The sequence below is a fragment of the Bacillus cereus genome (assembly GCF_015071065.1).
In the GTDB taxonomy this organism is placed as follows: domain Bacteria; phylum Bacillota; class Bacilli; order Bacillales; family Bacillaceae_G; genus Bacillus_A; species Bacillus_A cereus_BA.
In genome coordinates this window covers 1-25,804 of record NZ_VOVA01000009.1, presented here as the reverse complement: position 1 = coordinate 25,804, position 25,804 = coordinate 1, and the positions used below count along the sequence as shown (strand labels likewise).

Here is a 25,804-nt window from a genome sequence, read left to right as displayed (position 1 = left end):
ATGGCAACTTTAGCAGTTGATGCGGTATCTGTTGGCTATAATGAAGGGTTAATTATAGATGGATTAACAGTTGAAATTCCGGAAGGGCAAATTACAACGATTATTGGACCAAATGGTTGTGGGAAATCTACATTATTAAAAACGGCTTCTCGTATTTTGAAAGCAAAACGAGGTACTGTTTATCTTGATGGAAAAGCAATTGAGAAACAGCCAACGAAAGAAATCGCAAAGAAAATGGCGATTTTACCACAAACTGCAGAAGTGCCAACAGGCCTTACTGTGTTTGAACTTGTTTCATATGGACGTTTTCCTCATCAAAAAGGATTTGGAACATTGAAAGAAGAGGATTATCGCTACATTCATTGGGCACTTGAAGTGACGGGGATGACAGAATTCGCAAATCGTCCAGCAGAAGCTTTATCAGGTGGTCAGCGTCAACGTGTATGGATTGCGATGGCTCTTGCACAAGGAACAGATTTACTCGTGTTAGATGAACCAACAACATACTTAGATATGGCTCATCAACTTGAAGTATTAAACTTACTGAAGAAGTTAAACAAAGAAGAAGGCAGAACGATTGTTATGGTTATTCATGATTTAAATCATGCTTCTCGTTTCTCTGATCATATGATTGCATTAAAAGCTGGAAAGTTAATGAAACAAGGAACGCCAGATGAAGTTATGACAAGTGAAACGCTTCGTAACGTATTTGAGATTGAAGCTCAAATCGTGCCATGTCCAGTAAACTGTAAACCAATTTGTTTAACATACGATTTAGCGATGATTAATAATCAATTGCGTAAAAAAGCATAATTAATAGAATTTCCCCCTCTTAAAGAGATGAGAGGGGGAGTTCTAATGGACGTTGAGCTTCTTACCCATGGATGGGAAGTTGAACGCCCGTTAGAACGGGTTATAAACAACAGTTAATAAAAATATATTGATTAAATGTTGTTTTTATTTCTTATAGGTACATGCAAATTATAAGAGAAATACAACTAGAAGGAGTGGGAATATGAAAAATTTTAAAATGGCACTATTAGCAATAGTACTAGTTGTTACTTCTGTACTATTTGCAGCTTGTTCTAACAAAGAAGAAGAAAAGAAAGCAGATGCGAAGACTGAAGAGCGCACTGTAAAACATGCAAAAGGGGAAATTAAAATTCCTGCAAATCCAAAGAAAATTGCTGACCTTAGTGGTTCAACAGAAGAATTATTAATTTTCGGTATGAAACCGATTATTACTGCAAATACAACACAAGAAAAAATTGATGGACATATTGCAAAGAAATTAGAAGGTGTGAAACCAGTAGGTTCTGCTTGGGGCGATAAAATTAACATCGAAGCAGTAGCTGCTGCAAAACCAGACTTAATTCTTGTAAACAATCGTCAAGAAAAGATTTATGATCAATTATCTAAAATTGCACCAACAGTTATGTTAAAAACTCCATTAGACCAATGGCGTCCAAAATTCGAAGAAGTAGGTCAAATCTTCGGTAAAGAGAAAGAAACAAAAGAATGGTTCAAACAGTATGATGAAAAAGCAAGCAAATTACATGACAAAATCGTTGCTAAAACTGGCGATGCAACATTCATGAAAATGGCTGCATATCCAAATGCATTCCGTGTATACGGTGACTACGGTTACGGTAGCGTAATCTTTAATGACTTAAAGTTACCAGCAGTTAAAGGTACACCAACTGATAAACCACTAGTACAAGTACAAAAAGAAGCTTTAATCGATTACAACCCAGATTACTTATTCGTATTTACAACTGGTGACGGTTCTCAGCGTCTAAAAGAATTCCAAGAAGAATCAATTTGGAAAAATATGAACGCTGTTAAAAACAATCACGTATTCACAATTAGCAATGAAGACCTAAACAAAGGATACTTCCCACTAGGTAAAGAAATGATCTTAGACGAAGTTGCTGAATTTGTTTTAGGAAAATAATATATAAAGAAAAATCACTTTTACGCCGGTAAAAGTGATTTTTCTTTATATAACAGGAATTAATATAGTCTTTCATTTCTTTCTGTTTCCTATTTCGTTTATAATATATAGTAAGAATGTAGTAAAGAAAGGGGGATGTCGGAAAGTGGTATATTTAAACGACAAACTCAGCGAAACAAAAGTGTTTAAAGACCCAGTACATAAATACGTACACGTGCGTGATCGCGTTATTTGGGATTTAATCGGAACGAAAGAATTTCAACGCTTGCGCCGTATTAAGCAGCTTGGAACGACATTTTTTACATTTCACGGTGCAGAGCATAGTCGCTTTACTCATTCGTTAGGTGTGTATGAAATTATTCGTCGTATGATTGATGATGTGTTTGATGGCAGACCAAATTGGAATGCTGAAGATAGATTGTTATGTTTATGTGCGGCATTGCTTCATGATGTCGGTCACGGCCCTTTTTCTCACTCGTTTGAAAAAGTATTTTCGTTAGATCATGAGAAGTTTACACAAAAGATTATCGTTGGTAATACGGAAATCAATGATGTGTTAAGCCGTGTTGATAAGGATTTCCCGCAAAAGGTAGCAGATGTCATTGCGAAAACATCTACTAATAAACTAGCGATTAGTATGATTTCAAGTCAAATTGATGCTGATCGTATGGATTATTTATTAAGGGATGCTTATTTCACAGGTGTAAAGTATGGCAACTTTGATATGGAACGTATACTGCGCGTAATGCGTCCATATGGGAATCAAGTAGTCATTAAGAATAGTGGTATGCATGCTGTAGAGCATTATATTATGAGCCGTTATCAAATGTATTGGCAAGTATATTTCCATCCGGTAACGCGTAGTGCAGAAGTTATTTTAACGAAGATTTTGCACCGAGCTAAATCATTGCATGAGAAGTATTATGCATTTAAATATCACCCTGTTCATTTCTATTCTTTATTTGAAGAAGAGGTAACAGTAGAGGATTATTTAAAGTTAGACGAGAACGTAATGTATTATTACTTTCAAGTATGGCAAGACGAAGAAGATCCAATTTTAAGTGACTTATGCCGCCGTTTTATGAATCGAAATCTATTTAAATATGTAGAGTTTACAGATAAGCATGGTTTAGATAATTGGGTGGAATTAAGTAGCTTATTTAAAAAGATTGGACTCGATCCAGAATATTATTTAGTTGTTGATTCAACATCAGACTTACCGTATGATTTTTACCGCGCAGGAGAAGAAGAAGAGCGTCTGCCAATCTTACTTCTTATGCCGAACGGAGAACTTAGAGAGCTTTCACGTGAATCGGATATTGTTGAGGCGATTACGGGTAAGAAGAGAACGGATCAAAAGTTATTCTATCCGCATGATTTAATCTATGAAGATGGAAGAAAAGGAAAATATAAAGAGAGAATTATCGAGTTGTTAGAAGGAAAGAAATAAGAAGCAGCTAAGGGCTGCTTCTTATGAAAAAACTTGGAATTATTTGTCGCTTAAGCGTTTTCCGCCAACTGCATAATGGTTTTTAGACATTTCTTCGATGAAAACAACGATGTTTTCTTCAGGAGCACCAGTTGTTTCGCTTACTGCTGCTGTTACTTTCTCAGCAAGAGCTTTTTTTTGTTCTTCTGTGCGTCCTTCTAACATTTTCACTGTTACGTATGGCATGTACAATCGCTCCTTTTATGTAAGTTACAACCTTATTATAACGGATTATGGGGAAGAACAATCGGAAAAACAAATATTTTCTTTTTTTGACATAATGAAGAGGAGATGAAGTATGGATCAGTTATTTAGATACCCGTTGCACCAAATTCCATTGGTAGCAATGGCGATTATTATTGCGCTATCTGTGCATGAATTTGCACATGCGTATGTTGCATATAAATTTGGAGACGATACAGCGAAAAAACAAGGACGTTTAACATTATCACCGATGGCTCATTTAGATCCTATCGGGATGATTGCTGTATTAATTCTTGGATTTGGTTGGGCAAGACCAGTGCCTGTTAACCCGTATAACTTTAAAAGACCACGTCTTGCAGGGATATTAGTTTCGATTGCAGGACCGATTAGTAACTTGATTTTAAGTGCGATCGGTTTAATTATTTGGTATAGCTTATTAACATTTGGCGTATTAGACTCAATTCCAGTTACAGTAGCAGATACATTAGGTCAATTCTTCCAAATTTTTATTATGCTTAATATCGTTTTACTTGTATTTAACTTATTACCGATTCCGCCACTTGATGGATATCGTGTAGTCGAAGATTTAGCACCAGCAAATGTGCGTGCGAAAATGACACAGTATGAAAAGTATGGATCAATTGCGTTATTAATTCTTGTTATTACACCGCTTAGCAATTACACAATTCAGCCTATTTTCAATGTTGTTATTCCATATGTATTAGTATTTTTACAAAGTATCATTGCGCCTATTTTTGGGCTTTTATAATCAGTAAGCGAGGAGGAATTTACATATGACAGAGAAAAAGAAAAAAATCGGTTTTAATATTGTAAAGAATGACTCAACAGATGGACATGGTGGGTTTGGTGTTGGGGCATTAAGCCTAGAAAATATTTCTCCTGTATTTGTTGATGTATTAGAGAAAAACGCGTTCGTTGATATCGGTGCGATGCATGCGCGTAGCACCGTAGAAAAAGGAATTAAGTTTTTAATGAATAAAGATGAAGTTCCAAACGGAAAACCATTTTGGCTTGTTTGGGTAACAATTGAAAGAACACCAAACGGTGCATATTACGCAGGTGTAACTGCTTGTGAAATGACAGTTGATCGTGAAATTCGCCGCGGATATAAATCACTTCCAGAGCATGTAAACAAAATGGATAAATCATTAAAGCGTCACATCATGATCGATCATATGGATGAATCATCTAAAAAGGTACTTGGCACATTCTTAAAAGAGCATAACGAAGCAATTTGGAACGAGTCTAGTGAAGAATTGCGCCGTGCATTATTAGGTGAATAAAAGAAAAGGATGTCTCATTAGTCGATTTTTGACTAGTGAGACATCCTTTTTATTTTGTGAATAGGACCATGGGATATGAAAATATATCAGCAATTCGACAAGGAATATCGATTTACCGAAAAAGAATGACAATAGTTACCACGGGAGATATTTTTTCCACCAACCCGTCTTTTTCTTCTCTTCACTAACCTTTTCAAACTCTTCTTTATCATCAACGTGATCCATACAATATTCAGTTGGCTCTGTACCTTTTGCGAAATACATTTTCACAGAAATGGGACAATTTTTTGTAGCAATCTTACCGTTTTCAGGGTTAACGTCGACAGCAACAACATCTGTTGGTTGTTTGAAATCTTTTTTAGGCTGTCCATCTAATCCTTTTTCCATCGTATCGGTCCATATTTTTTTCGCGTATCCTTGTTCTGCTACGTTTGAAATGGATTTAGGTTGATCGTATCCAATCCAAACCCCTGTTACAAGTTGCGGGGTAAATCCAATCATCCAACTATCAGTTTCTGTAGAGCCAGATTTCCCGGCATATGTTCTTGATAGTTTTGATAACATCGATTGACCGGTCACAGCGGCATAACTGCTTAGTTTTTTATTAAACATACCTGTCATCATTTCTTCCATCACAAAGGCTTTGCTTTTATCGAGAACTTGTTTACTTTCTAAATGAGCGTCGTATAGCATATTTCCTTCATGATCAACAATGCGCCTTATAAAGATTGGTTTTACTTCTTTTCCGCCGTTTGCAAACATGCTATAAGCATTGACCATTTCAATTGGTTTTACAGGAGATGTGCCGAGAGCAAGAGACGGAACATCTTTTAAGGCGCTAGTAATACCGAATTGCTTCGCTGTTTTTGTAAGAATGTCTTCGCCTAAAAATAAATTTGTCTTCACAGCATATACGTTATCAGAAACGGCGAGTGCTTGTGCCATTGTCACAAAATCGTCTGCATAATAGTTTTTATAATTTTTCGGTTTATATTTGGAAACACCATCACCTAAAGTGAATACAGTGTATTCGCTTTTTAAGCGCGTAGCAGGGGTAAATCCTCGTTCTAAGGCTGCATAATATAGGAACGGCTTAAATGTAGAACCGGGCTGACGAGCGGCTTGTGTAGCTCTGTTAAATTGGCTCGTATTATAATCAGTTCCACCAACAAGGGCAGCCACTTCACCCGTTTTTGGATTCATAGAGACGAGGGCAGTTTGGATGTTTGTTGTTTCAGGTATATGATTTTTTACAGCTTGCTCCGCTACAGATTGTAATTTAGGGTCTAGCGTTGTATAAATACGTAAGCCACCTCGCTGTAAGGCTTGCTCATCTAATCCGATATCACGAAGAAGAGAGGCTTGTACAGCATCTTGGAAATAAGGTGCAATCTCTGCAACTTTTTTCGCATCCAATGAGGCGAAAGTAAGAGTTTCCTTTTTTGCCGAGGCAGCTTGCTGTTTTGTAATATAACCTTGTTCTACCATTTCATTTAGTATGAGAGATTGACGCCCTTTAGCACGTTCTTCTTTTAAAAAAGGAGAGTAAACACTAGGTCCTTTCGGAATTCCTGCGAGCATGCTAGCTTCTGCTAATGTTAATTCCTTTGCAGTTTTATCGAAATACAAACGAGAAGCAGCTTCGATTCCGTAAGCGCCGTGCCCATAATAAATTGTATTTAAATATCCTTCTAAAATATGATTTTTATTATAGTTTACTTCAAGACGAACGGTATACATTGCTTCTAATAGTTTACGCTTCCACGTTTTATCATGATCTAAGTATAGGTTACGAGCATACTGTTGTGTAATAGTACTAGCACCTTGTACTTTTGCCATTGCTTTCAAATCGGCAACAATGGCACCAGCAATGCGCTTCATATCAAAGCCGTGATGTTTGTAGAATCGTTGATCTTCAATAGATAGTGTCGCCTCTTTTACATAAGGAGAAATTTCATCGAGAGATACATTATAGCGTTTTTGCATTTCATTACTTTGTCCTATAACAGTGTCATCATTAGCGTAAAAGACACTCGTTTGCGGAACCGCAACAGGGGGAGGTCCCATAATTTTTGCAGCTATAATGATAATAAAAAAGGAAAAAACGAAAAAAAGAACACAAGAAAACATTACGGTGAAGAAAAGACGTTTATATTTTTTAAGTTTTGGATTCATAGTTTGATCCATCTTTTTCAGCCCCTCATTAATACAAGCATTATTGTATTAGTATTGAGGGTTTTTGTTTATTTTAAACAATGAAATTTCCAAAATAAAAAGAGCCCCTTCATTTAAGAAAGGAGCTCAAAAGCACGCGCTGGCCAATCGGTAATAATAACATCTACGCCATAATCAATCATAGTTTGCAAATCTTTATATTCATTAATGGTGTAAGGGCGAAAAACGTATCCTTGCCCTTGTGCGAATTGGATAAACTCTTTCGTTAATAATTGAAAGTTTGGATGTAATCCCGTTGCCCCACGTTTTTTTGCTTCAGCAATAGGATCTGCAAGTGGTGTATCGTACAAAATCGCTCTTGGGATTTCTGGAGCAAGTTCTGCTAATAATGAAACGGAACCATGGTTAAATGATGAAAATACAATTTGATTGGATAGATGATATTCACGAACAAGGGCAACAACTTGTTCTTCAATATTTGGATAGTGAATAACATCTGTTTTTAATTCAATGTTAAGTTGTAAATTTGTTGTAGAAAGCCAAATAAATACTTCTCGTAACGTTGGGATTTTTGCTTCATGGAAAGAAGGATCTTTATGACTACCAGCATCTAAAGCTTGTAATTCTTCTACAGTTTTCTTGGAAACAAGTCCCACGCCATTTGTTGTACGATCCACTGTTTCATCATGAATAACAACTAGTTCACCATCTTTTGATAGATGAACATCAAGTTCAATTCCGTGAGCACCAATGCGTTCAGCTTCTTGGAAGGCAATCATCGTATTTTCTGGGTGTGTTCCTTTTACCCCGCGATGAGCAAAAATAAGTGGTTTATTCATTTGAGAATCTCCTTATTATTATTTTCTTTCATTATGAAACTGCTTTGAGAAAAATACAATTGATATGACAAACATTTACAAAAGTATAATAGTTGCAAAAAAGTTAACGTTAACGTAAAATGTAATAATCCGATGAAGGGAGGAATAAACATGTATAAAATCGATGAAGTAACAAAGCAAGTTGGCTTAACAAAGCGTACACTTCGTTATTATGAGGAAATTGGTTTAATTCATCCCCCAGAACGTAGTGAAGGGAATATTCGCTTGTATACAGATGAGGATATTGCAAGAATTAAAAGGATTGTGGAAGCGAAAGAAGTGCTAGGAATTACACTTCAAGAAATGCAACATTTCTTATCGTTGAAAGAAAGAATGGAACAAAGAAGGAATAGTGAGAATCCTCGTGACCGTGAAATGATTCAAGAAATTAAAGAGATGCTTGAAAAACAAGTGCAAACGTTAGACGAGAAAATGGAGCAAATGCAGCGCGTGAAGGCGGAGCTAGGGGATAGTTTAAGCCGGGCCGTTACATTTTTAGAGAATACAAAAGGAGAGTAATCAAAATGGAGAGCAAACAAAAATTAGGGAGATTGATTACAGTGGTGGCTACATTCCTTGCCTTTTCAGGTATAGGGGTAGTCGACCCAATTTTACCAAGCATTGCTGAACAAATTGGTGCATCGCATTGGCAAGTCGAGATGTTATTTACAGCATATATTTTAACGATGGCAATTATGATGTTACCAGCTGGAATATTTGCATCAAGATTTGGTGATAAACGAATGATGACGATCGGTCTGGCGATTGTGACTGTATTTGCATTTATATGTGGTATATCGCAAACGATTGCTCAATTATCTCTTTTCCGCGCGGGGTGGGGATTAGGAAATGCGATGTTCTTCGCAACGGCGATGACATTATTAATTGCATTAAGTAAAGAAGTTCATGAAGCAGTAGGACTATATGAAGCAGCCATTGGTTTAGGGATGGCAGGTGGACCATTATTAGGCGGAATATTAGGTGGACATTCTTGGCGTTACCCATTTTTTGCGACGAGTATTTTAATTTCCTTAGCATTTATTTTAGTTTTCTTTTTTGTAAAAGAACCGGAGCGAAAAGTGAAGCGTAAAGCAGCGGGCATGGGGGAATTACTTAACTTGGTGAAGTATAAACCGTTTATGCAAGGTGCCATTTCAGGGATGTTATACTACTACGGATTTTTCGTCGTTTTAGCATATTCACCACTTATTATGCACTTATCTGCTATTCAATTAGGTTTTGTATTTTGCGGATGGGGATTAGCGCTAGCTTACGGATCAGCAATTTTAGCACATAAGCTAGAAGGGAAATATGAACCGAAAACAGTGTTAAAGGGTAGTTTACTCGTATTTGCGATGTTATTAATTGCACTATTCTTCGTAAAAATTATGTGGTTACAAATCGTGTTAATCGTTCTATCAGGATTAGCATCAGGATTAAATAATGCGTTATATACAAGTTATGTAATGGATATTTCACCTTATGAAAGAGCTATTACGTCAGGTGTGTACAACTTTGTTCGTTGGTTAGGGGGGGCAATTGCTCCAATCTTATCAGGAATTATCGGTCATATAGTTTCACCGCAAAGCCCATTTTTAGTTGGGGGCATTGTAGTGTTAGTTGGTTGTATTATAATCTTAATTCCGATTCGTAAACCAGTCGAAATAGAGACAAAAACCCTTTCTTAAGAAAGGGTTTTCTTTATGCATATAAGTTAGAACGGTCTGACTAAAATATATTTTCGGTATTTTTGTACTTTTAACTATACTTTTTGGATGTTTTGTTTTATTTTTGTTAGGGGACATTAATGATGTCCCTATTATAAATTTGCAGCGAAAGGCGTGATTGTACGATGGAACTATGGTTCACTGAAAAACAAACAAAGCATTTTGGAATTACGGCGCGTATTAACCGCACATTACATACGGAGCAAACAGAATTCCAAAAACTTGATATGGTTGAAACGGAAGAGTTCGGAAACATGCTTATTTTAGATGGCATGGTTATGACAACAGAAAAGGACGAGTTCGTTTATCATGAAATGGTAGCGCACGTACCTTTATTTACACATCCAAACCCTGAAAACGTATTAGTTGTAGGTGGTGGCGATGGTGGTGTTATTCGTGAAGTGTTAAAACACCCAAGCGTGAAGAAAGCAACTCTTGTTGAAATCGATGGAAAAGTAATTGAGTACTCTAAGCAGTACTTACCATCAATTGCAGGTGCATTAGATAATGAGCGTGTAGAAGTAAAAGTAGGAGACGGTTTCCTACACATCGCAGAAAGCGAAAACGAATATGACGTAATTATGGTAGATTCTACTGAGCCAGTAGGCCCAGCAGTAAACCTATTTACTAAAGGCTTCTACGCTGGAATTTCAAAAGCGTTAAAAGAAGATGGTATTTTCGTTGCCCAAACGGACAACCCTTGGTTTACACCAGAACTAATTACAACTGTGTTTAAAGACGTAAAAGAGATTTTCCCAATTACTCGTCTATACACAGCAAACATTCCGACGTATCCAAGTGGACTTTGGACGTTCACAATCGGATCTAAAAAACATGATCCATTAGAAGTAAGCGAAGAACGTTTCCATGAAATCGAAACGAAATATTACACAAAAGAATTACATAATGCAGCATTCGCATTACCGAAATTTGTTGGCGATTTAATTAAGTAAGAAAATCGAGTTTGAACAAATAAAGTGTAAGTAGCTCATTTAAGGTGTTTGTCCAGAAGACTTGAACATGCTAGCTACTTACACCTCTGTAAATAACATAGTCTTCTGATTGTTAAAAAGAAGACTCCGGTAAATCGAGAAAGAGGAGCAGTGCGCTCCAAATTTGAGAAATCATGAAAGGTTGGGATACCTTAAGTTCCACATAAGGAGGAAAAGAGTATGCGTTTTGATGAAGCTTATTCAGGTAAAGTATTTATTAAAAGTCATCCAAGTTTTGAAGAGTCAGAGGCAGTTATTTACGGGATGCCAATGGATTGGACAGTAAGTTACCGTCCAGGTTCTCGCTTCGGCCCTGCACGTATTCGAGAAGTATCAATTGGACTAGAGGAATACAGTCCGTATTTAGATCGTGAACTAGAAGAAGTAAAGTATTTTGATGCGGGTGATATTCCGTTACCATTTGGGAACCCACAGCGCAGCATAGACATGATTGAAGAATATGTATCAAAACTATTAGATGCCGGTAAGTTTCCACTAGGTCTCGGCGGAGAGCACTTAGTGTCTTGGCCAATTTTTAAGGCAATGGCAAAAAAATATCCGGATTTAGCAATCATCCATATGGATGCTCATACTGACTTACGCGAGTCATATGAGGGAGAGTCTTTATCGCACTCTACACCAATTCGTAAAGTGTGCGATTTAATTGGTCCGGAAAACGTATATTCTTTCGGTATTCGTTCTGGAATGAAGGAAGAATTCGAATGGGCAAAAGAAGTAGGTATGAACTTATATAAATTTGACGTATTAGAACCGTTAAAAGAAGTATTACCGAAACTTGCAGGACGCCCAGTCTATGTCACAATTGACATTGACGTATTAGACCCAGCTCACGCTCCTGGAACAGGAACATTAGAAGCTGGAGGTATCACATCTAAAGAACTATTAGAGTCCATCGTAGCAATTGCAAATTCAAATATAAAAGTAGTCGGAGCAGACTTAGTAGAAGTAGCTCCAGTCTACGATCATAGTGATCAAACACCAATCGCAGCAAGCAAATTCGTGCGGGAAATGCTGCTCGGTTGGGTGAAATAAAAGTGAAGCCGACTGTTTAGACCCGGTGACTAAGGTTCTTTCCTGCAAAAGGTGCTTTTTACCTTTTGGCAGGGAAGGTTCTTAGACGCAAGGGTCTAGAAGGCGTAACTGGATAGAAATAAAAGCGGAAGCGGCTCGTTTAGAATGTGAGGGGGATGGAGCTTCAGACGTAGAGGCGCTTTTGGCCTCGAAGGAAGAAGCGAAGCCACCGAGCATTCTAGCCGCTGTAGCTAGATAAAGTAAAAGTGAAGCCCTCCTACACGAAAGTGTCTAGGAGGCTTTCCTATTTGTCGTTCTTTGTCGGTAAGTCGATATGATTTCACTTACTATCAATAACATTGCGGCACAGAAAAAAGAGCTAATCTCACGGGATGAGGTTAGCTCCTTTTTTCTTATGCAATTTTTTCTTCTGAAGTAATGCCACGAATTTCATCAGCGGAACGAATTGGGTATTTGCGGAACACAATTGATCCGGCATATCCGACAATCATGGTAACGATTCCACATAATACGGCAGCAATCGTAACTTTTATTACATCATTAAATCCAAACAATACGAGAAGTCCTGGAATTGGTGATGCTGTCCCTGGTGCATTATTAACGAGCTGGAATAGCGACGTAATAATACCGGCAAGTGCACCGCCAACAAAGTTTGTCGCGTAAATTGGAATTGGGTTTGCTGAGACAACATCGGCTTGTGTTAAAGGCTCGATTGCTACAGCAATTGTATCTTTCTTTGAACAAATTTTTAGTCGTTTAAAGAAAATAAAGTTCATTGGGGCAGAGGCTGCTACGGCAAGACTACCAATTGCCATTGGTAAACCTGTTAATCCAAGCATTGCAGTTAGTGCCATAGAACTTAATGGAGATGTAGAAATAACTGTGATTAATCCACCAAGCATAATACCCATAATAATAGGACTTTCTGTAGTTGCAACTGAAATCATAGAACCGATTTTACCGAGTGTTGCGTTAACGAGCGGATCCATAAGCATGGCCATTCCACGTGAAATTGGTGCGGCAATAAATAAAATTGCTAAAAATTCTACACCAGCTGGTAATTTCTTTTCGAGAAATTTCACGACAAAGGCACAAACGTATCCAGCGAAAAATCCTGGTAAAATGCCGAATCCACTAGTAGCGATACCGATTAAAACAGCATATACGGGTGAAACGCCAATTGCCAATGCTACTAAAATCGCCGCTGCGACACCGCTCATACTACCAGAAGCTTCTCCTACTGATTGTAAAAAGTCATTATGAAACATTTCTCCACCGATATAACGGTGAAATGCTTCAATAAGAAAACTTGCGATTGCTGCATTAGCTAAAGCACCCATTGCTTTCATTCCGTAAGGAGCACGGTAACTAAAAAGTGTAAATAGACAGAGTACAACAAGTAATAGTGCTAAACCTTGCAAGATAGCCATTTGAAAACTGTCTCCTTTGATTTTTGTAATAAAAATTTGTATCATTCAATAATAATATAAAAGTGCATGAAACGGAAAAAAATTTATTGGGAAATTGCTGTTATGCGAAAAACCCTTACAATAATGTAAGGAAAGTGTAAGACATTTCGATAGAGTATAGTATGTCTTTTTTCGTATAATACAGGTATAGACATAAGACTGGTGAGAAAGAAGTGCAAACAGGAGGCGCATGTATGAAATTAGTAATTAAAGTTTTAGCTGTTTTCGCCATTATTTTAGGTGGTACAGCTTATTATTTACAATCAAAAACAGAAGGTGTCGATGCTTTTGTAGACAACTTCTTTTCGAATAAAGAAATACAAGATTATTATGCAGTTATAGATAAAGGCGAGAAAAAAGATGATGAATATTTATATACATTTAAAGGCTATACAGAAGATGGGAAACAGCAAGTCATTAAAAAGATGGTAAACCGCCAATTGCATGAAGGCTCCTTCATTAAAATTTATGCAAAAGGTATGCAAGGAAAAGGGTGGGCTGAAGTCTCGAAAGAATCAATTCCACAGAAAGCTTTACAGAAAATAGAAAAAGCTTAAAAGGAGCGAATCGTTCGCTCCTTTTTTACTGCGTTAAAATTGTAATAGATGTGTTCTTTTCATTAGAAGTGATTTTTGCTCTTCCGCCAATTGGGAAAGTAAAAATAGGAGTTGTATGTCCAAAACTCGCGTTTGCAATGATAGGTATATGTGTAAGTTCAGGCTTTGAAGCAATTATGTCTTGAATGTCTTCTATCGTACATTCTGCTCCTTTTTGCATTCTTCCTATAACAATGCCTTTTACATGTTCAAAGTAAGGTTGCTGCATAAGAGAATGTAAATATCGATCAAAAGTTTTAAGGGTAGCTTCTCCTGTTAAACTATCCTCTTCAAGAAATAAAATTTTGTCCTGTAAGTTAGGCATATATGGCGTACCTTGTAGTAAATTAAATGTGCTCATATTTCCCCCAATTATGTCGCCGATAGCTTCTCCTTCATGTATAGAAACATATCCTTCATTTTTAATAAATTCTCGATTTTCCTGATCAATATACCAAGAATCATCGCTCCACATTTCTGACGGTATGATTTCAATAGGTTCATTAGAAGTTAAGCATTTTAAAAAGTAATCGGTCGTATAATCGAGGCCCTTCTCCATTCCAAATGAAGAGAAGTGGGGTCCTGAATATGTAACGATGCCTGTTTTGGTGTAAATGGCATTATTTAAAGCGGTAATATCAGAATAGCCACAGAAAAATTTCGGATTTTCTCGAATTAAATCATAATCGAGATGTTTCAATAAACCATTAGAGTTGTACCCACCAAGTGTCGTCAAAATTGCTTTTACATTAGGGTCTCTAAATGCTTCATGAAGATCTTGAATTCGTGAAGAAATAGAGGATGAAGAAAAGCTATCTATTTCTCCAGCATTTTTTGAGAATGTAACGTGAAAGCCCATGTCGGTTAATCTTTTTATAGCAAGGTCTCGGTTCGTATTTGAGACAATACTTAAACTACAAGATGGTGAAATAACCCTGATTTCATCACCTTTTTTTAATTTTGTTGGTAGCATTAGATTCACCTCTTTAAATGAAAAAATATTCAGATTTTAAAAATATTTTAACATACGCAATAAAGAGAAGGTGAATTATTTTTTGAAAAGGAGTTTTCCTGATTTTTCAGCAGACAGACAGAGTCTTTTTTTGATATGATAGGAAAAGTGATTTATTATAAGTAGTATTTAATATCTATAACATTTGAGAGGTGTGCAAGACGTGAAGAAACAACTTGCAGGCTTGCCAGTACACGTTCATTTCGTAACAGAAATCCGTGAAGGGGCGAGGAAGGAAACCGTTGCTTTTGAAGCAAATGGTCAATACTATGTAAAAGGTCAAGGTACATATATAACATTCCAAGAGCCGAACGAACAAGGCGAAGTGAAAACAATTATTAAAATTCAAGATGAACAAGTTCTCATAATGCGTTCAGGTGCTATTTCTATGCGTCAGACGCATGTGAAAGGTGAATGGACAACTGGTACGTATACGAGTGAACTTGGTACGTTTGCATTGCAAACGAAAACTGATAACGTTCTTTTTAAATGGTCGGATGAAAAGAAAAAAGGACAACTCTTCTTAACGTACGCATTGCTTCTAAGTGAACAAGAAGCTGGCAGATATACAATTACTATTAATTTGAAGGAGGCAAAATAATGAATTCTTTAGAACAAGTAAAAGGATTGATTAAAGAAGAAATCCAAGCTGCTGTATTAAAGGCAGAATTAGCGACAGAAGAACAAATTCCAAACGTTGTATTAGAATCTCCAAAAGATAAAACAAACGGTGACTTCTCTACAAATATGGCAATGCAACTTGCACGCGTTGCGAAAAAAGCACCTCGTATGATTGCAGAAGAATTAGTTGCAAACTTCGATAAAGCAAAAGCTTCTATTGAAAAAATTGAAATCGCTGGTCCTGGTTTCATTAACTTCTACATGGATAATAGCTACTTAACAGACTTAATCCCAACAATTGTAAACGCTGGTGAAGCATACGGTGAAACGAATACTGGTAAAGGTGAAAAAGTACAAATTGAGTTCGTATCTGCGAATCCAACAGGCGATCTTCACTTAGGACATGCACGTGGTGCGGCAGTAGGTGACACTTTATGTAACGTATTAGCAAAAGCAGGATACGATGTATCTCGTGAGTACTACATTAATGATGCTGGTAACCAAATTCATAACTTAGCTCTTTCTGTTGAAGCTCGTTACATGCAAGCTTTAGGTTTAGAGAAAGAAATGCCAGAAGACGGTTATCATGGTGCGGACATCATTGGAATCGGTAAACGTTTAGCTGAAGAATTTGGTGATCGTTATGCAAAAGCTGATGCAGAAGAAAGCTATGAATTCTATCGTTCATACGGTTTGAAATATGAGTTAGCAAAACTTCAAAAAGACTTAGCAAGCTTCCGTGTTAACTTCGATGTGTGGTTCTCAGAAACATCATTATACAAAAACGGGAAAATTGATCAGGCTCTTGCTGTATTAAAAGAGCGTGAGGAAATCTTTGAAGAAGGCGGCGCAACTTGGTTCCGTTCAATGACTTACGGTGACGATAAAAACCGTGTATTAATTAAAAATGATGGTTCTTACACATACTTAACGCCAGATATTGCTTATCACCGTGATAAATTAGAGCGTGGTTTCGATAAGCTAATCAATATTTGGGGTGCTGACCACCACGGTTACATTCCGCGTATGAAAGCTGCTATTCAAGCGCTAGGTTACGATAAAGAAACACTTGAAGTAGAAATCATCCAAATGGTACAACTGTACCAAAATGGTGAAAAAATGAAAATGAGTAAGCGTACAGGTAAAGCAGTTACACTTCGTGAGCTTATGGAAGAAGTAGGCGTAGACGCAATGCGTTACTTCTTCGCAATGCGTAGCGGTGATTCTCATTTAGACTTCGATATGGACTTAGCTGTATCAAAATCTAATGAAAACCCAGTATACTATGCACAATATGCACATGCTCGTGTATGCAGTATCCTTCGTCAAGGTGAAGAGTTAGGATTAGCTACAGGCGGAGACGTAAATTACAAACTTGTTACTTCTGAGAAAGAAGTAGAGTTACTGAAAAAACTTGGTGAATTCCCAGCTGTAGTTGCGGATGCAGCGCAAAAACGTCTGCCACACCGCATTACAGGCTATGCATTTGAATTAGCAGCAGCATTACACAGCTTCTACAATGCAGAAAAAGTATTAAACCAAGATAACTTAGAATTAAGTAAAGCTCGTTACGAATTAATGAAAGCAGTACGCACTACACTTCAAAATGCATTAGCAATCGTAGGAGTATCTGCACCAGAAAAAATGTAATAGACAAAAGAAAAGATACTTATTTTTGTTTAGAAGTGATATACAAGTTGATATAAAGACATCTGATCAGTCTATAAACTGATTAGATGTCAAAGAAAAAAGACCAACGAAAAGACGTATGGGGGAGAACCTCACGTACGTCTTGATGAGGGGAAACTGAAATAAAAAAAGAGATGGCAGAGCTGTCTCTTTTTTTGTGCCAGTTTTCTAATATAAATACATGTGACAAATATATGTTATGGTGATGAAGTGAAAATAGTAAAATACCAATTAACTATTGATTTTTAGGAACGATTCTAGAATAATAGACTGTTGGGGGTAAGATTATCAAAAATCCATATATGTATTATTAGTTGGTGGAATGTTACTAGGAAATGGTGTGATTGTTGTAAAAAACATTGTTGCAGCTAGGCCAAATACTAAAATAACAATTCATCTAACCAAGTATTTAACCAATTAGTAATTAATCTTGAAAACTTCCAACTTAGTCAAGAAACTAGGGATGGTATGTTTAAAATAGTACATATAGTACAATTAAAGTTTTCATGATTTGATAAAAAATAATGAAAGGATATAAATCTCTCGGTTTTGATATTATCATCATATATAAGCTCATTTTAATTCTTCGACATAGCCATGGAACCCATTAGGCAAAGTGTGTTTTCTCGACACTCATTTATATACTCCAAAAATGAAAAGGCTGAATTTCGTATTTCTATGCGATTTACATGAAATCAGTTGACAATCATACTCTTTTTTAGTTACCCCCAAATTCGGTCCACTGTATTCAAATTTGGAGAATATGACTTTGATCTTGCATAAGCAAACAATACTTCATCCAGAGCGTTTTTAATTATATAATGCTGGCGGTGGAACGCTTCTTGTTCTACTTGTTTCGGTGTGTAGGTCGGTTGTGTAACTAAACATAAAACATTTTAACATATGGCCAATTTCACCTCAACTCATAATGGCAGAAAACGCATCTTCAATAACATCTTTTAGAATACGAGTATCCAAGTATGTTTCACAGTTGTAAATTTCCTCGGCTGATATGCTAATTTCGATTATAGATGGTACTTCTTGTTATTCTTTAGGAGGATAAGTAAGGAAGTTGACCAAATGCATATTTACTGTGAAGTAGCTCTTCCATACTTGCCGGCAATGAAATTTTTACATTTATAGCGCAAACGTTTGCATTGGGTTTGAAGAAATTTCTAAAATTTCACAGCATAATAAGACGACAATGGCTGTCATGAGCTTTATCGTGAGTGCTTTTCAAATTGTCTTCTTCTAGCTTTGAAGTTATTCTGTGGTCCGTTCATGTGTACGTGTAATTTGAATTTCTTTATCAAAATTTGTCCTGTCCTGTATCTGTTCTTGTTAAACAGTATAGGCCAGAAAAAACATAGTTTAGACATGTCGGAGAAATGAGATGAATCTATATAAAAGTCAGACTTCAAGCTTCTAAATAATAGAAGGGTTGAAAAAAGAGAAAAAGATGATAATAGCTATCAAACACATTTTAGTAAAGTGGCTTAATGACATTGAATGGTAGAATCTTTGTCATAGTATGCTTGTACCAGGATCTATCTATTTTTAACTTTATAGGAGGATAACATAAAATATGTATTTAAAAAGAGTTACTTCGATTTTTTCGATTATAATGATTTTCATGTTTACTATAGGTCAGAGTCTTTTACCTATAGTAGCTAATGCGCAAGAGCTAAACACAGCAGGACTTGTGGATAGTTTTAAGATTGATAAAACAGATCTTTTTATCGGACAACAGACTAAAGTCACTGTAAACTTCAGTGAAAAAAATGGCCTTAAGCTGAAGCCTGGAGACACACTAACATTAACACTGCCTCCAGAATTAAAAGGATTAGACACAGAGTTTCTATTAGATGACTATGGTACTTGTAAAGTCACTGCAGGTACTGTGGTATGTACATTTAATGATAAAGTGAGTACACATCAAAATATTAAAGGGTATTTAAACTTTTTCGTGGAAGCTGCTAATGTAGGAACGGATGAAAAGAAAGAGATTGAAACCAATTTCGGTACAAATGTAGATAAGCAGTCTGTAATAATTACCGGTCCAACAAGCGGTGGTGGTACAGATCCTGGAAAGGGTCCGTTTTTTTATAAAACTGGTGATATGAGAGGTAAGCCAGGTGAGGTGCGTTGGTTCTTAAATATAAACTTAAATAAAGAAGAGTTAAGTCGTGATATTGTTGTGACTGATAATTTACAGGAAGGTCAAACACTTAATAAGGATAGTTTCTATATAAGTGTAGATGATTATCTAGGTCATCGATCTTTAACGCTACAAGAGCTTGAAAAGCAAGGTTACGGAACGATTACCTTTACTGGAGACAGATCATTTAAAGTTGTACTTAATAAGGATAAAGCACGTCTTGCTGCCTTTACGATTGGTTATACATCCACTATAACGGAAGCTGGGAAGAAGCAAGAGTTTTTTAAGAATGATTATACGATTGACTACCAAGTTCTAAACAAAGAACCAGTTACTGAATCGGGTACTCATCCAGTCGAAAATATGACAGCTGGCGGTGGTGCTGAAGGTAACGTGACTCCAAGAGGAACGCTAAAAATTGTGAAGCATATTGAAGGGGATGAAGAAAAAGTAATCCCAAATGTTTCGTTTAAGTTGTATAAAGAGTCTGATGAACAAGTTGGAGATGTATATAAAACAGATGAAAAAGGGATAATTGAAATTCCTAATTTACAACCAGGTAAATATTATGTGCAAGAAGTTTCAGCTCCAGACTATGTTGATTTCGATCCTCAGGCAAAAGTAATTTTTGAAGTTAAATCAGATGCTGTAAATGGAGTTAAGTTGCCGATTCCGAATAAGGTGAAAACTACATCTGTTTCAGGAACGAAGACGTGGAAAGGCGATAACGAGAAAAATCGTCCAAGTTCAATCAAAGTAGACTTACTACAAAATGAGAAAGTAGTAGACACGAAAGAAGTAACAGCGGCAGATGGTTGGAAATACAAATTTGACAACCTAGCAGTCTATGATGCAAATGGAGTAGCGTACAAGTATGAAGTAAAAGAACAAGCAGTAGACGGATATCAAACAGAAGTAAAAGGTTATGACATTACAAATACAAAAATGTTACAAACAACAAAGGTAGAAGGAACAAAAACATGGAAAGACGATAACGAGAAAGATCGTCCAAGTTCAATCAAAGTAGACTTACTACAAAATGAGAAAGTAGTAGACACGAAAGAAGTAACAGCGGCAGATGGTTGGAAATACAAATTTGACAACCTAGCAGTCTATGATGCAAATGGAGTAGCGTACAAGTATGAAGTGAAAGAACAACCGATAGATGGATATCAAACAGAAGTAAAAGGTTATGACATTACAAATACAAAAGTAGCGCAAACAAAAGTAGAAGGAACAAAGACATGGAAAGATGATAACGCAACAGATCGTCCGACAATGATCAAAGTAGACTTACTACAAAATGAAAAAGTAATAGACACGAAAGAAGTAACAGCGGCAGATGGTTGGAAATACAAATTTGACAACCTAGCAGTCTATGATGCAAATGGAGTAGTGTACAAGTATGAAGTAAAAGAACAAGCAGTAGACGGATATCAAACAGAAGTAAAAGGTTATGACATTACAAATACAAAAGTAGGTCAAACAAAAGTAGAAGGAACAAAAACGTGGAAAGACGATAATGCGAAAGATCGTCCGAATATGATTAAAGTAGACTTACTACAAAATGGCAAGGTAATCGATACAAAAGAAGTAAGCGCAGCAAGTGAATGGAAATATGCGTTTACAGATTTAGCGGCATACGATGCCGAAGGCAAGGCATATAAGTATGAAGTGAAAGAACAAGCAGTAGACGGATATCAAACAGAAGTAAAAGGTAATGACATCACAAATACAAAAGTAGGCAAAACAAAAGTAGAAGGAACGAAAACATGGAAAGACGATAACGCGAAAGATCGTCCGGAAATGATTAAAGTAGACCTACTACAAAATGGTACAGTGATTGCGACGCAAGAAGTAAGCAAAGCAACAGGCTGGAAATACGAATTCAAAGATTTAGCGGCATATGATGCCGAAGGTAAGGCATACAAGTATGAAGTGAAAGAACAAGCCGTAGACGGATATCAAACAGAAATAAAAGGTAATGACATCACGAATACAAAGATTGGTCAAACAAAAGTAGAAGGAACGAAGGTATGGAAGGACGGAAATGGTGAAGGACGTCCAGAAATGATTAAAGTAGACCTACTACAAAATGGCAAGGTAATCGATACAAAAGAAGTAAGCGCAGCAAGCGAATGGAAATATGCGTTTACAGATCTAGCGGCATACGATACCGAAGGTAAGGCATACAAGTATGAAGTAAAAGAACAACCAGTAGACGGATATCAATCCGAAGTAAAAGGTAATGACATTACGAATACAAAAGTAAGCAAGACGAAAGTAGAAGGAACGAAAACATGGAAAGACGATAATGCGAAAGATCGTCCAACAATGATTAAAGTAGATTTACTACAAAATGGTAAAGTAGTAGATACAAAAGAAGTAAGCAAAGCAACAAATTGGAAGTACACATTTGAAAACCTCCAAGCATACGATGCAAACGGAGTAGCATACAAGTATGAAGTAAAAGAACAAGAAGTAGACGGATATCAAACAGAAGTACATGGTTATGACATCACGAATACTAAAGTTGGTCAAACAAAAGTAGAAGGAACGAAAACGTGGAAAGACGATAATGCGAAAGATCGTCCGACGATGATTAAAGTCGACTTACTACAAAATGGCCAAGTAATCGCAACACAAGAAGTAACAGAAGTGACAGGCTGGAAATATGAATTCAAAGATTTAGCGTCATACGATGCTGAAGGTAAGGCATATAAGTATGAAGTGAAAGAACAAGCAGTAGATGGATATCAATCCAAAGTAAAAGGATATGACATCACAAATACAAAAGTAGGCGAAACGAAAGTAGAAGGAACAAAGACTTGGAACGATAACAACGCAACAGATCGTCCGACGATGATTAAAGTCGACTTACTACAAAATGGTAAAGTAGTAGACACAAAAGAAGTAACAGCAGCAACAAATTGGAAGTACACATTTGAAAACCTACAAGCATACGATGCAAACGGAGTAGCTTACGAGTATAAGGTGAAAGAACAACCGGTAGACGGATACAAATCTGAGGTAAACGGTAATGACATCACCAATACAAAGGTAGGCCAAACAAAAGTAGAAGGAACGAAGACATGGAAAGACGATAATTCATCAGAACGTCCGACGATGATTAAAGTCGACTTACTACAAAATGGCCAAGTAATCGCAACACAAGAAGTAACAGAAGCAACAGGTTGGAAATATGAATTCAAAGATTTAGCGGCATATGATGCCGAAGGTAAGGCATACAAGTATGAAGTAAAAGAACAAGCAGTAGACGGATATCAAACAGAAGTAAAAGGTAATGACATCACGAATACAAAGGTTGGTCAAACAAAAGTAGAAGGAACGAAGGTATGGAAGGACGGAAATGGTGAAGGGCGTCCAGAAACAATCAAAGTAGACCTACTACAAAATGGCAAGGTAATCGATACAAAAGAAGTGAGCACAGCAAGCGAATGGAAATATGCGTTTACAGATTTAGTGGCATATGATACCGAAGGTAAGGCATATAAGTATGAAGTAAAAGAACAACCAGTAGACGGATATCAATCCAAAGTAAAAGGTTATGACATTACAAATACAAAAGTGGCGCAAACAAAAGTAGAAGGAACGAAAACATGGAAAGACGATAATGCGAAAAATCGTCCGAATATGATTAAAGTCGACTTACTACAAAATGGCCAAGTAATCGCAACGCAAGAAGTAACAGAAGCAGGCGGTTGGAAGTATGAATTCAAAGATTTAGCGGCATATGATGCCGAAGGTAAGGCATATAAGTATGAAGTGAAAGAACAAGAAGTAGACGGATATCAAACAGAAGTACATGGTTATGACATCACGAATACTAAAGTAGGTCAAACAAAAGTAGAAGGAACGAAAACGTGGAAAGACGATAATGCGAAAGATCGTCCGACGATGATTAAAGTCGACTTACTACAAAATGGCCAAGTAATCGCAACACAAGAAGTAACAGAAGCAAGCGGTTGGAAGTATGAATTCAAAGATTTAGCGGCATACGATGCCGAAGGCAAGGCATATAAGTATGAAGTAAAAGAACAAGAAGTAGACGGATATCAAACAGAAGTAAAAGGTTATGACATTACAAATACAAAAGTAGGTCAAACAAAAGTAGAAGGAACAAAAACGTGGAAAGACGACAATGCGAAAGATCGTCCGAAAACAATCAAAGTAGACCTACTACAAAATGGCAAGGTAATCGATACAAAAGAAGTAAGCGCAGCAAGCGAATGGAAATATGCGTTTACAGATTTAGCGGCATACGATGCCGAAGGCAAGGCATATAAGTATGAAGTGAAAGAACAAGCAGTAGACGGATATCAAACAGAAGTAAAAGGTTATGACATCACGAATACAAAGGTTGGCAAAACAAAAGTAGAAGGAACGAAAACATGGAAAGACGATAATGCAACAGACCGTCCGACAATGATCAAAGTAGACTTACTACAAAACGGTAACGTGATTAAAACACAAGACGTACTAGCGGTAATGGGTTGGAAATATATATTCGCAGATTTAGCAGCATATGATGCGGAAGGAAAGGCTTACGAGTATACAGTGAAAGAACAGCCAGTAGCTGGATATGAATCCAAAGTAAGTGGTACTGACATCACAAATACAAAAGTAGGTCAAACAAAAGTAGAAGGAACGAAAACGTGGAAAGACGATAACGCAACAGATCGTCCGGAAATGATTAAAGTAGACCTTTTACAAAATGGTACAGTGATTGCGACGCAAGAAGTAAGCAAAGCAACAGGCTGGAAATACGAATTCAAAGATTTAGCAGCGTATGATGAAAATGGAGTAGCATACAAGTATGAAGTGAAAGAACAAGCAGTACCAGGATATGAATCCAAAGTAAAAGGTACTGACATCACAAATACAAAAGTAGGCGAAACGAAAGTAGAAGGAACGAAAACATGGAAAGACGATAACGCGAAAAATCGTCCGGAAATGATCAAAGTAGATCTTTTACAAAACGGTAAAGTAGTAGATACAAAAGAAGTAACAGCGGCAACAGAATGGAAGTACACGTTTGATAAACTCCAAGCATACGATGCAAACGGAGTAGCATACAAGTATGAAGTGAAAGAACAAGCAGTACCAGGATATGAATCCAAAGTAAGTGGTACTGACATCACAAATACAAAAGTAGGCAAAACAAAAGTAGAAGGAACGAAAACATGGAAAGACGATAACGCGAAAGATCGCCCGGAAATGATTAAAGTAGACCTTTTACAAAATGGTACAGTGATTGCGACGCAAGAAGTAAGCAAAGCAACAGGCTGGAAATACGAATTCAAAGATTTAGCAGCATATGATGAAAATGGAGTAGCATACAAGTATGAAGTGAAGGAACAACCGGTGGCTGGATATGAATCCAAAGTAAGTGGTACTGACATCACAAATACAAAAGTAGGCGAAACAAAAGTAGAAGGAACGAAAACATGGAAAGACGATAACGCGAAAAATCGTCCGGAAATGATCAAAGTAGACCTTTTACAAAATGGTAAAGTAGTAGATACAAAAGAAGTAACAGCAGAAACAAACTGGAAGTATACGTTTGAAAAGCTACAAGCATACGATGAAAATGGAGTAGCGTACAAGTATGAAGTGAAGGAACAACCGGTAGCTGGATATGAATCCAAAGTAAGTGGTACTGACATCACGAATACAAAAGTAGCGAAATTGACAGTAGAAGGAACAAAAACGTGGAACGATAACAACGCAACAAATCGTCCAAGCACAATCAAAGTAGACTTACTACAAAACGGTAAAGTAGTAGATACAAAAGAAGTAACAGCGGCAACAAACTGGAAATATGCATTTGCAGATGTAGAAGCATATGACGCAAATGGAGTAGCGTACAAGTATGAAGTGAAAGAACAGCCAGTAGCGGGATACCAATCTGACGTACACGGTTATGACATCACAAATACAAAAATAGGCGAAACAAAAGTAGAAGGAACAAAAACGTGGAACGATAATAACGCAACAGATCGTCCAAGCTCGATTAAAGTAGATTTATTACAAAACGGTAAAGTAGTAGATACAAAAGAAGTAACAGCAGCAAGTGAATGGAAGTACACGTTTGACAAACTCCAAGCTTACGATGCAGAGGGTAAGGCATACAAGTATGAAGTGAAAGAACAAGCGGTACCAGGATATGAATCCAAAGTAAGTGGTACTGACATCACAAATACAAAAGTAGGCGAAACAAAAGTAGAAGGAACGAAAACGTGGAACGATAACAACGCAACAGATCGTCCAAGCACAATCAAAGTAGACTTACTACAAAATGGTAAAGTAGTAGGTACAAAAGAAGTAACAGCAGAAACAAACTGGAAGTACACGTTTGAAAACCTCCAAGCATACGATGCAAACGGAGTAGCGTACAAGTATGAAGTGAAAGAACAGCCAGTAGCTGGATATGAATCCAAAGTAAATGGTACTGACATCACA

18 protein-coding genes are annotated in these 25,804 nt (G+C 36.9%); 13 read left to right on the top strand and 5 right to left on the bottom strand.

Features of this window, described 5'->3' with window-relative positions; genetic code table 11:
• The 3 genes from FT637_RS20040 (at position 1) to FT637_RS20030 (ending at position 3,404) form a co-directional block, all read left to right on the top strand.
• Positions 1–813: an ABC transporter ATP-binding protein gene (locus tag FT637_RS20040; RefSeq protein WP_000212073.1), complete on the top strand. Its 813-nt coding sequence runs from the start codon at positions 1–3 to the stop codon at positions 811–813.
• A 202-nt stretch (positions 814–1,015) separates the two neighbouring features.
• Positions 1,016–1,954, top strand: a complete 939-nt coding sequence (locus FT637_RS20035) for an ABC transporter substrate-binding protein (protein ID WP_193647798.1) — start codon at positions 1,016–1,018, stop codon at positions 1,952–1,954.
• 145 nt (positions 1,955–2,099) lie between these two features.
• Entirely contained in the window at positions 2,100–3,404 is a 1,305-nt protein-coding gene (locus FT637_RS20030) for an HD domain-containing protein (protein WP_193647797.1), read from the top strand.
• Between the two features lie 39 nt (positions 3,405–3,443).
• Here the strand turns inward: FT637_RS20030 and FT637_RS20025 are convergent, their stop codons facing one another.
• Complete coding sequence (locus tag FT637_RS20025; RefSeq protein WP_001147171.1) at positions 3,444–3,629, bottom strand: 2-hydroxymuconate tautomerase; 186 nt, start codon at positions 3,627–3,629, stop codon at positions 3,444–3,446.
• 112 nt (positions 3,630–3,741) lie between these two features.
• Between FT637_RS20025 and FT637_RS20020 the strand changes: the two genes are divergently transcribed.
• Together FT637_RS20020 and FT637_RS20015 are read left to right on the top strand one after the other, a co-directional pair.
• Positions 3,742–4,416 carry a site-2 protease family protein gene (locus FT637_RS20020; protein ID WP_193647796.1) on the top strand — a complete coding sequence of 225 codons (675 nt, stop codon included), beginning with the start codon at positions 3,742–3,744 and terminating at the stop codon, positions 4,414–4,416.
• Between the two features lie 25 nt (positions 4,417–4,441).
• A complete protein-coding gene (locus tag FT637_RS20015) occupies positions 4,442–4,951 on the top strand; it encodes a YwhD family protein (RefSeq protein WP_193647795.1) in 510 nt (169 codons plus the stop codon).
• 135 nt (positions 4,952–5,086) lie between these two features.
• Here FT637_RS20015 and FT637_RS20010 read toward each other — a convergent pair whose 3' ends face one another.
• Both FT637_RS20010 and FT637_RS20005 read right to left on the bottom strand, forming a co-directional pair.
• Complete coding sequence (locus FT637_RS20010; RefSeq protein WP_193647794.1) at positions 5,087–7,138, bottom strand: transglycosylase domain-containing protein; 2,052 nt, start codon at positions 7,136–7,138, stop codon at positions 5,087–5,089.
• 101 nt (positions 7,139–7,239) lie between these two features.
• Entirely contained in the window at positions 7,240–7,965 is a 726-nt protein-coding gene (locus FT637_RS20005; protein ID WP_193647793.1) for a glycerophosphodiester phosphodiesterase, read from the bottom strand.
• A 150-nt stretch (positions 7,966–8,115) separates the two neighbouring features.
• Between FT637_RS20005 and FT637_RS20000 the strand changes: the two genes are divergently transcribed.
• The 4 genes from FT637_RS20000 to speB all read left to right on the top strand — a co-directional run bounded on the left by FT637_RS20000 (position 8,116) and on the right by speB (position 11,776).
• Positions 8,116–8,523 carry a MerR family transcriptional regulator gene (locus FT637_RS20000; RefSeq protein WP_193647792.1) on the top strand — a complete coding sequence of 136 codons (408 nt, stop codon included), beginning with the start codon at positions 8,116–8,118 and terminating at the stop codon, positions 8,521–8,523.
• A gap of 5 nt (positions 8,524–8,528) precedes the next feature.
• Complete coding sequence (locus tag FT637_RS19995) at positions 8,529–9,692, top strand: MFS transporter (RefSeq protein ID WP_193647791.1); 1,164 nt, start codon at positions 8,529–8,531, stop codon at positions 9,690–9,692.
• Between the two features lie 164 nt (positions 9,693–9,856).
• Complete coding sequence (gene speE / locus FT637_RS19990) at positions 9,857–10,684, top strand: polyamine aminopropyltransferase (protein ID WP_000424696.1); 828 nt, start codon at positions 9,857–9,859, stop codon at positions 10,682–10,684.
• Between the two features lie 219 nt (positions 10,685–10,903).
• Positions 10,904–11,776 (top strand): agmatinase, encoded by an 873-nt coding sequence (speB, locus tag FT637_RS19985; RefSeq protein WP_193647790.1) that lies wholly within the window; start codon positions 10,904–10,906, stop codon positions 11,774–11,776.
• Positions 11,777–12,168: 392 nt separating this feature from the next.
• On the opposite strand, the gene FT637_RS19980 is transcribed toward speB, so the two are convergent.
• A complete protein-coding gene (locus FT637_RS19980) occupies positions 12,169–13,206 on the bottom strand; it encodes a PTS sugar transporter subunit IIC (protein ID WP_193647789.1) in 1,038 nt (345 codons plus the stop codon).
• Between the two features lie 233 nt (positions 13,207–13,439).
• On the opposite strand from FT637_RS19980, the gene FT637_RS19975 reads away from it, so the two are divergent.
• The gene (locus FT637_RS19975) at positions 13,440–13,802 is read left to right on the top strand and encodes a YxeA family protein (protein WP_193647788.1); all 363 of its coding nucleotides are present in this window, start codon (positions 13,440–13,442) and stop codon (positions 13,800–13,802) included.
• A 25-nt stretch (positions 13,803–13,827) separates the two neighbouring features.
• On the opposite strand, the gene FT637_RS19970 is transcribed toward FT637_RS19975, so the two are convergent.
• On the bottom strand, positions 13,828–14,814 hold the full coding sequence (locus FT637_RS19970) for a S66 peptidase family protein (protein ID WP_193647787.1): 987 nt from the start codon (positions 14,812–14,814) through the stop codon (positions 13,828–13,830).
• Positions 14,815–15,016: 202 nt separating this feature from the next.
• Here FT637_RS19970 and FT637_RS19965 point away from each other — a divergent pair, with 202 nt between their 5' ends.
• The 3 genes from FT637_RS19965 to FT637_RS19955 form a co-directional block, all read left to right on the top strand.
• Positions 15,017–15,454 (top strand): DUF1934 domain-containing protein, encoded by a 438-nt coding sequence (locus FT637_RS19965; protein ID WP_000744340.1) that lies wholly within the window; start codon positions 15,017–15,019, stop codon positions 15,452–15,454.
• Entirely contained in the window at positions 15,454–17,124 is a 1,671-nt protein-coding gene (gene argS, locus FT637_RS19960; RefSeq protein ID WP_193647786.1) for an arginine--tRNA ligase, read from the top strand. The genes FT637_RS19965 and argS overlap by 1 nt, the downstream gene beginning before the upstream one ends.
• Before the next feature lie 1,672 nt (positions 17,125–18,796).
• Positions 18,797–25,804, top strand: a 7,008-nt coding sequence (locus tag FT637_RS19955; RefSeq protein ID WP_413773238.1) for a Cna B-type domain-containing protein, incomplete at its 3' end; no start/stop codon positions are given.

Bases quoted from the DNA above. Each gene is read 5' to 3' on its own strand.
- FT637_RS20040 (WP_000212073.1), top strand. From the start codon at position 1: ATGGCAACTTTAGCAGTTGATGCGGTATCTGTTGGCTATAATGAAGGG.
- FT637_RS20035 (WP_193647798.1), top strand. From the start codon at position 1,016: ATGAAAAATTTTAAAATGGCACTATTAGCAATAGTACTAGTTGTTACT.
- FT637_RS20025 (WP_001147171.1), bottom strand. From the start codon at position 3,629: ATGCCATACGTAACAGTGAAAATGTTAGAAGGACGCACAGAAGAACAA.
- FT637_RS20020 (WP_193647796.1), top strand. From the start codon at position 3,742: ATGGATCAGTTATTTAGATACCCGTTGCACCAAATTCCATTGGTAGCA.
- FT637_RS20015 (WP_193647795.1), top strand. From the start codon at position 4,442: ATGACAGAGAAAAAGAAAAAAATCGGTTTTAATATTGTAAAGAATGAC.
- FT637_RS20010 (WP_193647794.1), bottom strand. From the start codon at position 7,138: ATGGATCAAACTATGAATCCAAAACTTAAAAAATATAAACGTCTTTTC.
- FT637_RS20005 (WP_193647793.1), bottom strand. From the start codon at position 7,965: ATGAATAAACCACTTATTTTTGCTCATCGCGGGGTAAAAGGAACACAC.
- FT637_RS20000 (WP_193647792.1), top strand. From the start codon at position 8,116: ATGTATAAAATCGATGAAGTAACAAAGCAAGTTGGCTTAACAAAGCGT.
- FT637_RS19995 (WP_193647791.1), top strand. From the start codon at position 8,529: ATGGAGAGCAAACAAAAATTAGGGAGATTGATTACAGTGGTGGCTACA.
- speE (WP_000424696.1), top strand. From the start codon at position 9,857: ATGGAACTATGGTTCACTGAAAAACAAACAAAGCATTTTGGAATTACG.
- speB (WP_193647790.1), top strand. From the start codon at position 10,904: ATGCGTTTTGATGAAGCTTATTCAGGTAAAGTATTTATTAAAAGTCAT.
- FT637_RS19980 (WP_193647789.1), bottom strand. From the start codon at position 13,206: ATGGCTATCTTGCAAGGTTTAGCACTATTACTTGTTGTACTCTGTCTA.
- FT637_RS19975 (WP_193647788.1), top strand. From the start codon at position 13,440: ATGAAATTAGTAATTAAAGTTTTAGCTGTTTTCGCCATTATTTTAGGT.
- FT637_RS19970 (WP_193647787.1), bottom strand. From the start codon at position 14,814: ATGCTACCAACAAAATTAAAAAAAGGTGATGAAATCAGGGTTATTTCA.
- argS (WP_193647786.1), top strand. From the start codon at position 15,454: ATGAATTCTTTAGAACAAGTAAAAGGATTGATTAAAGAAGAAATCCAA.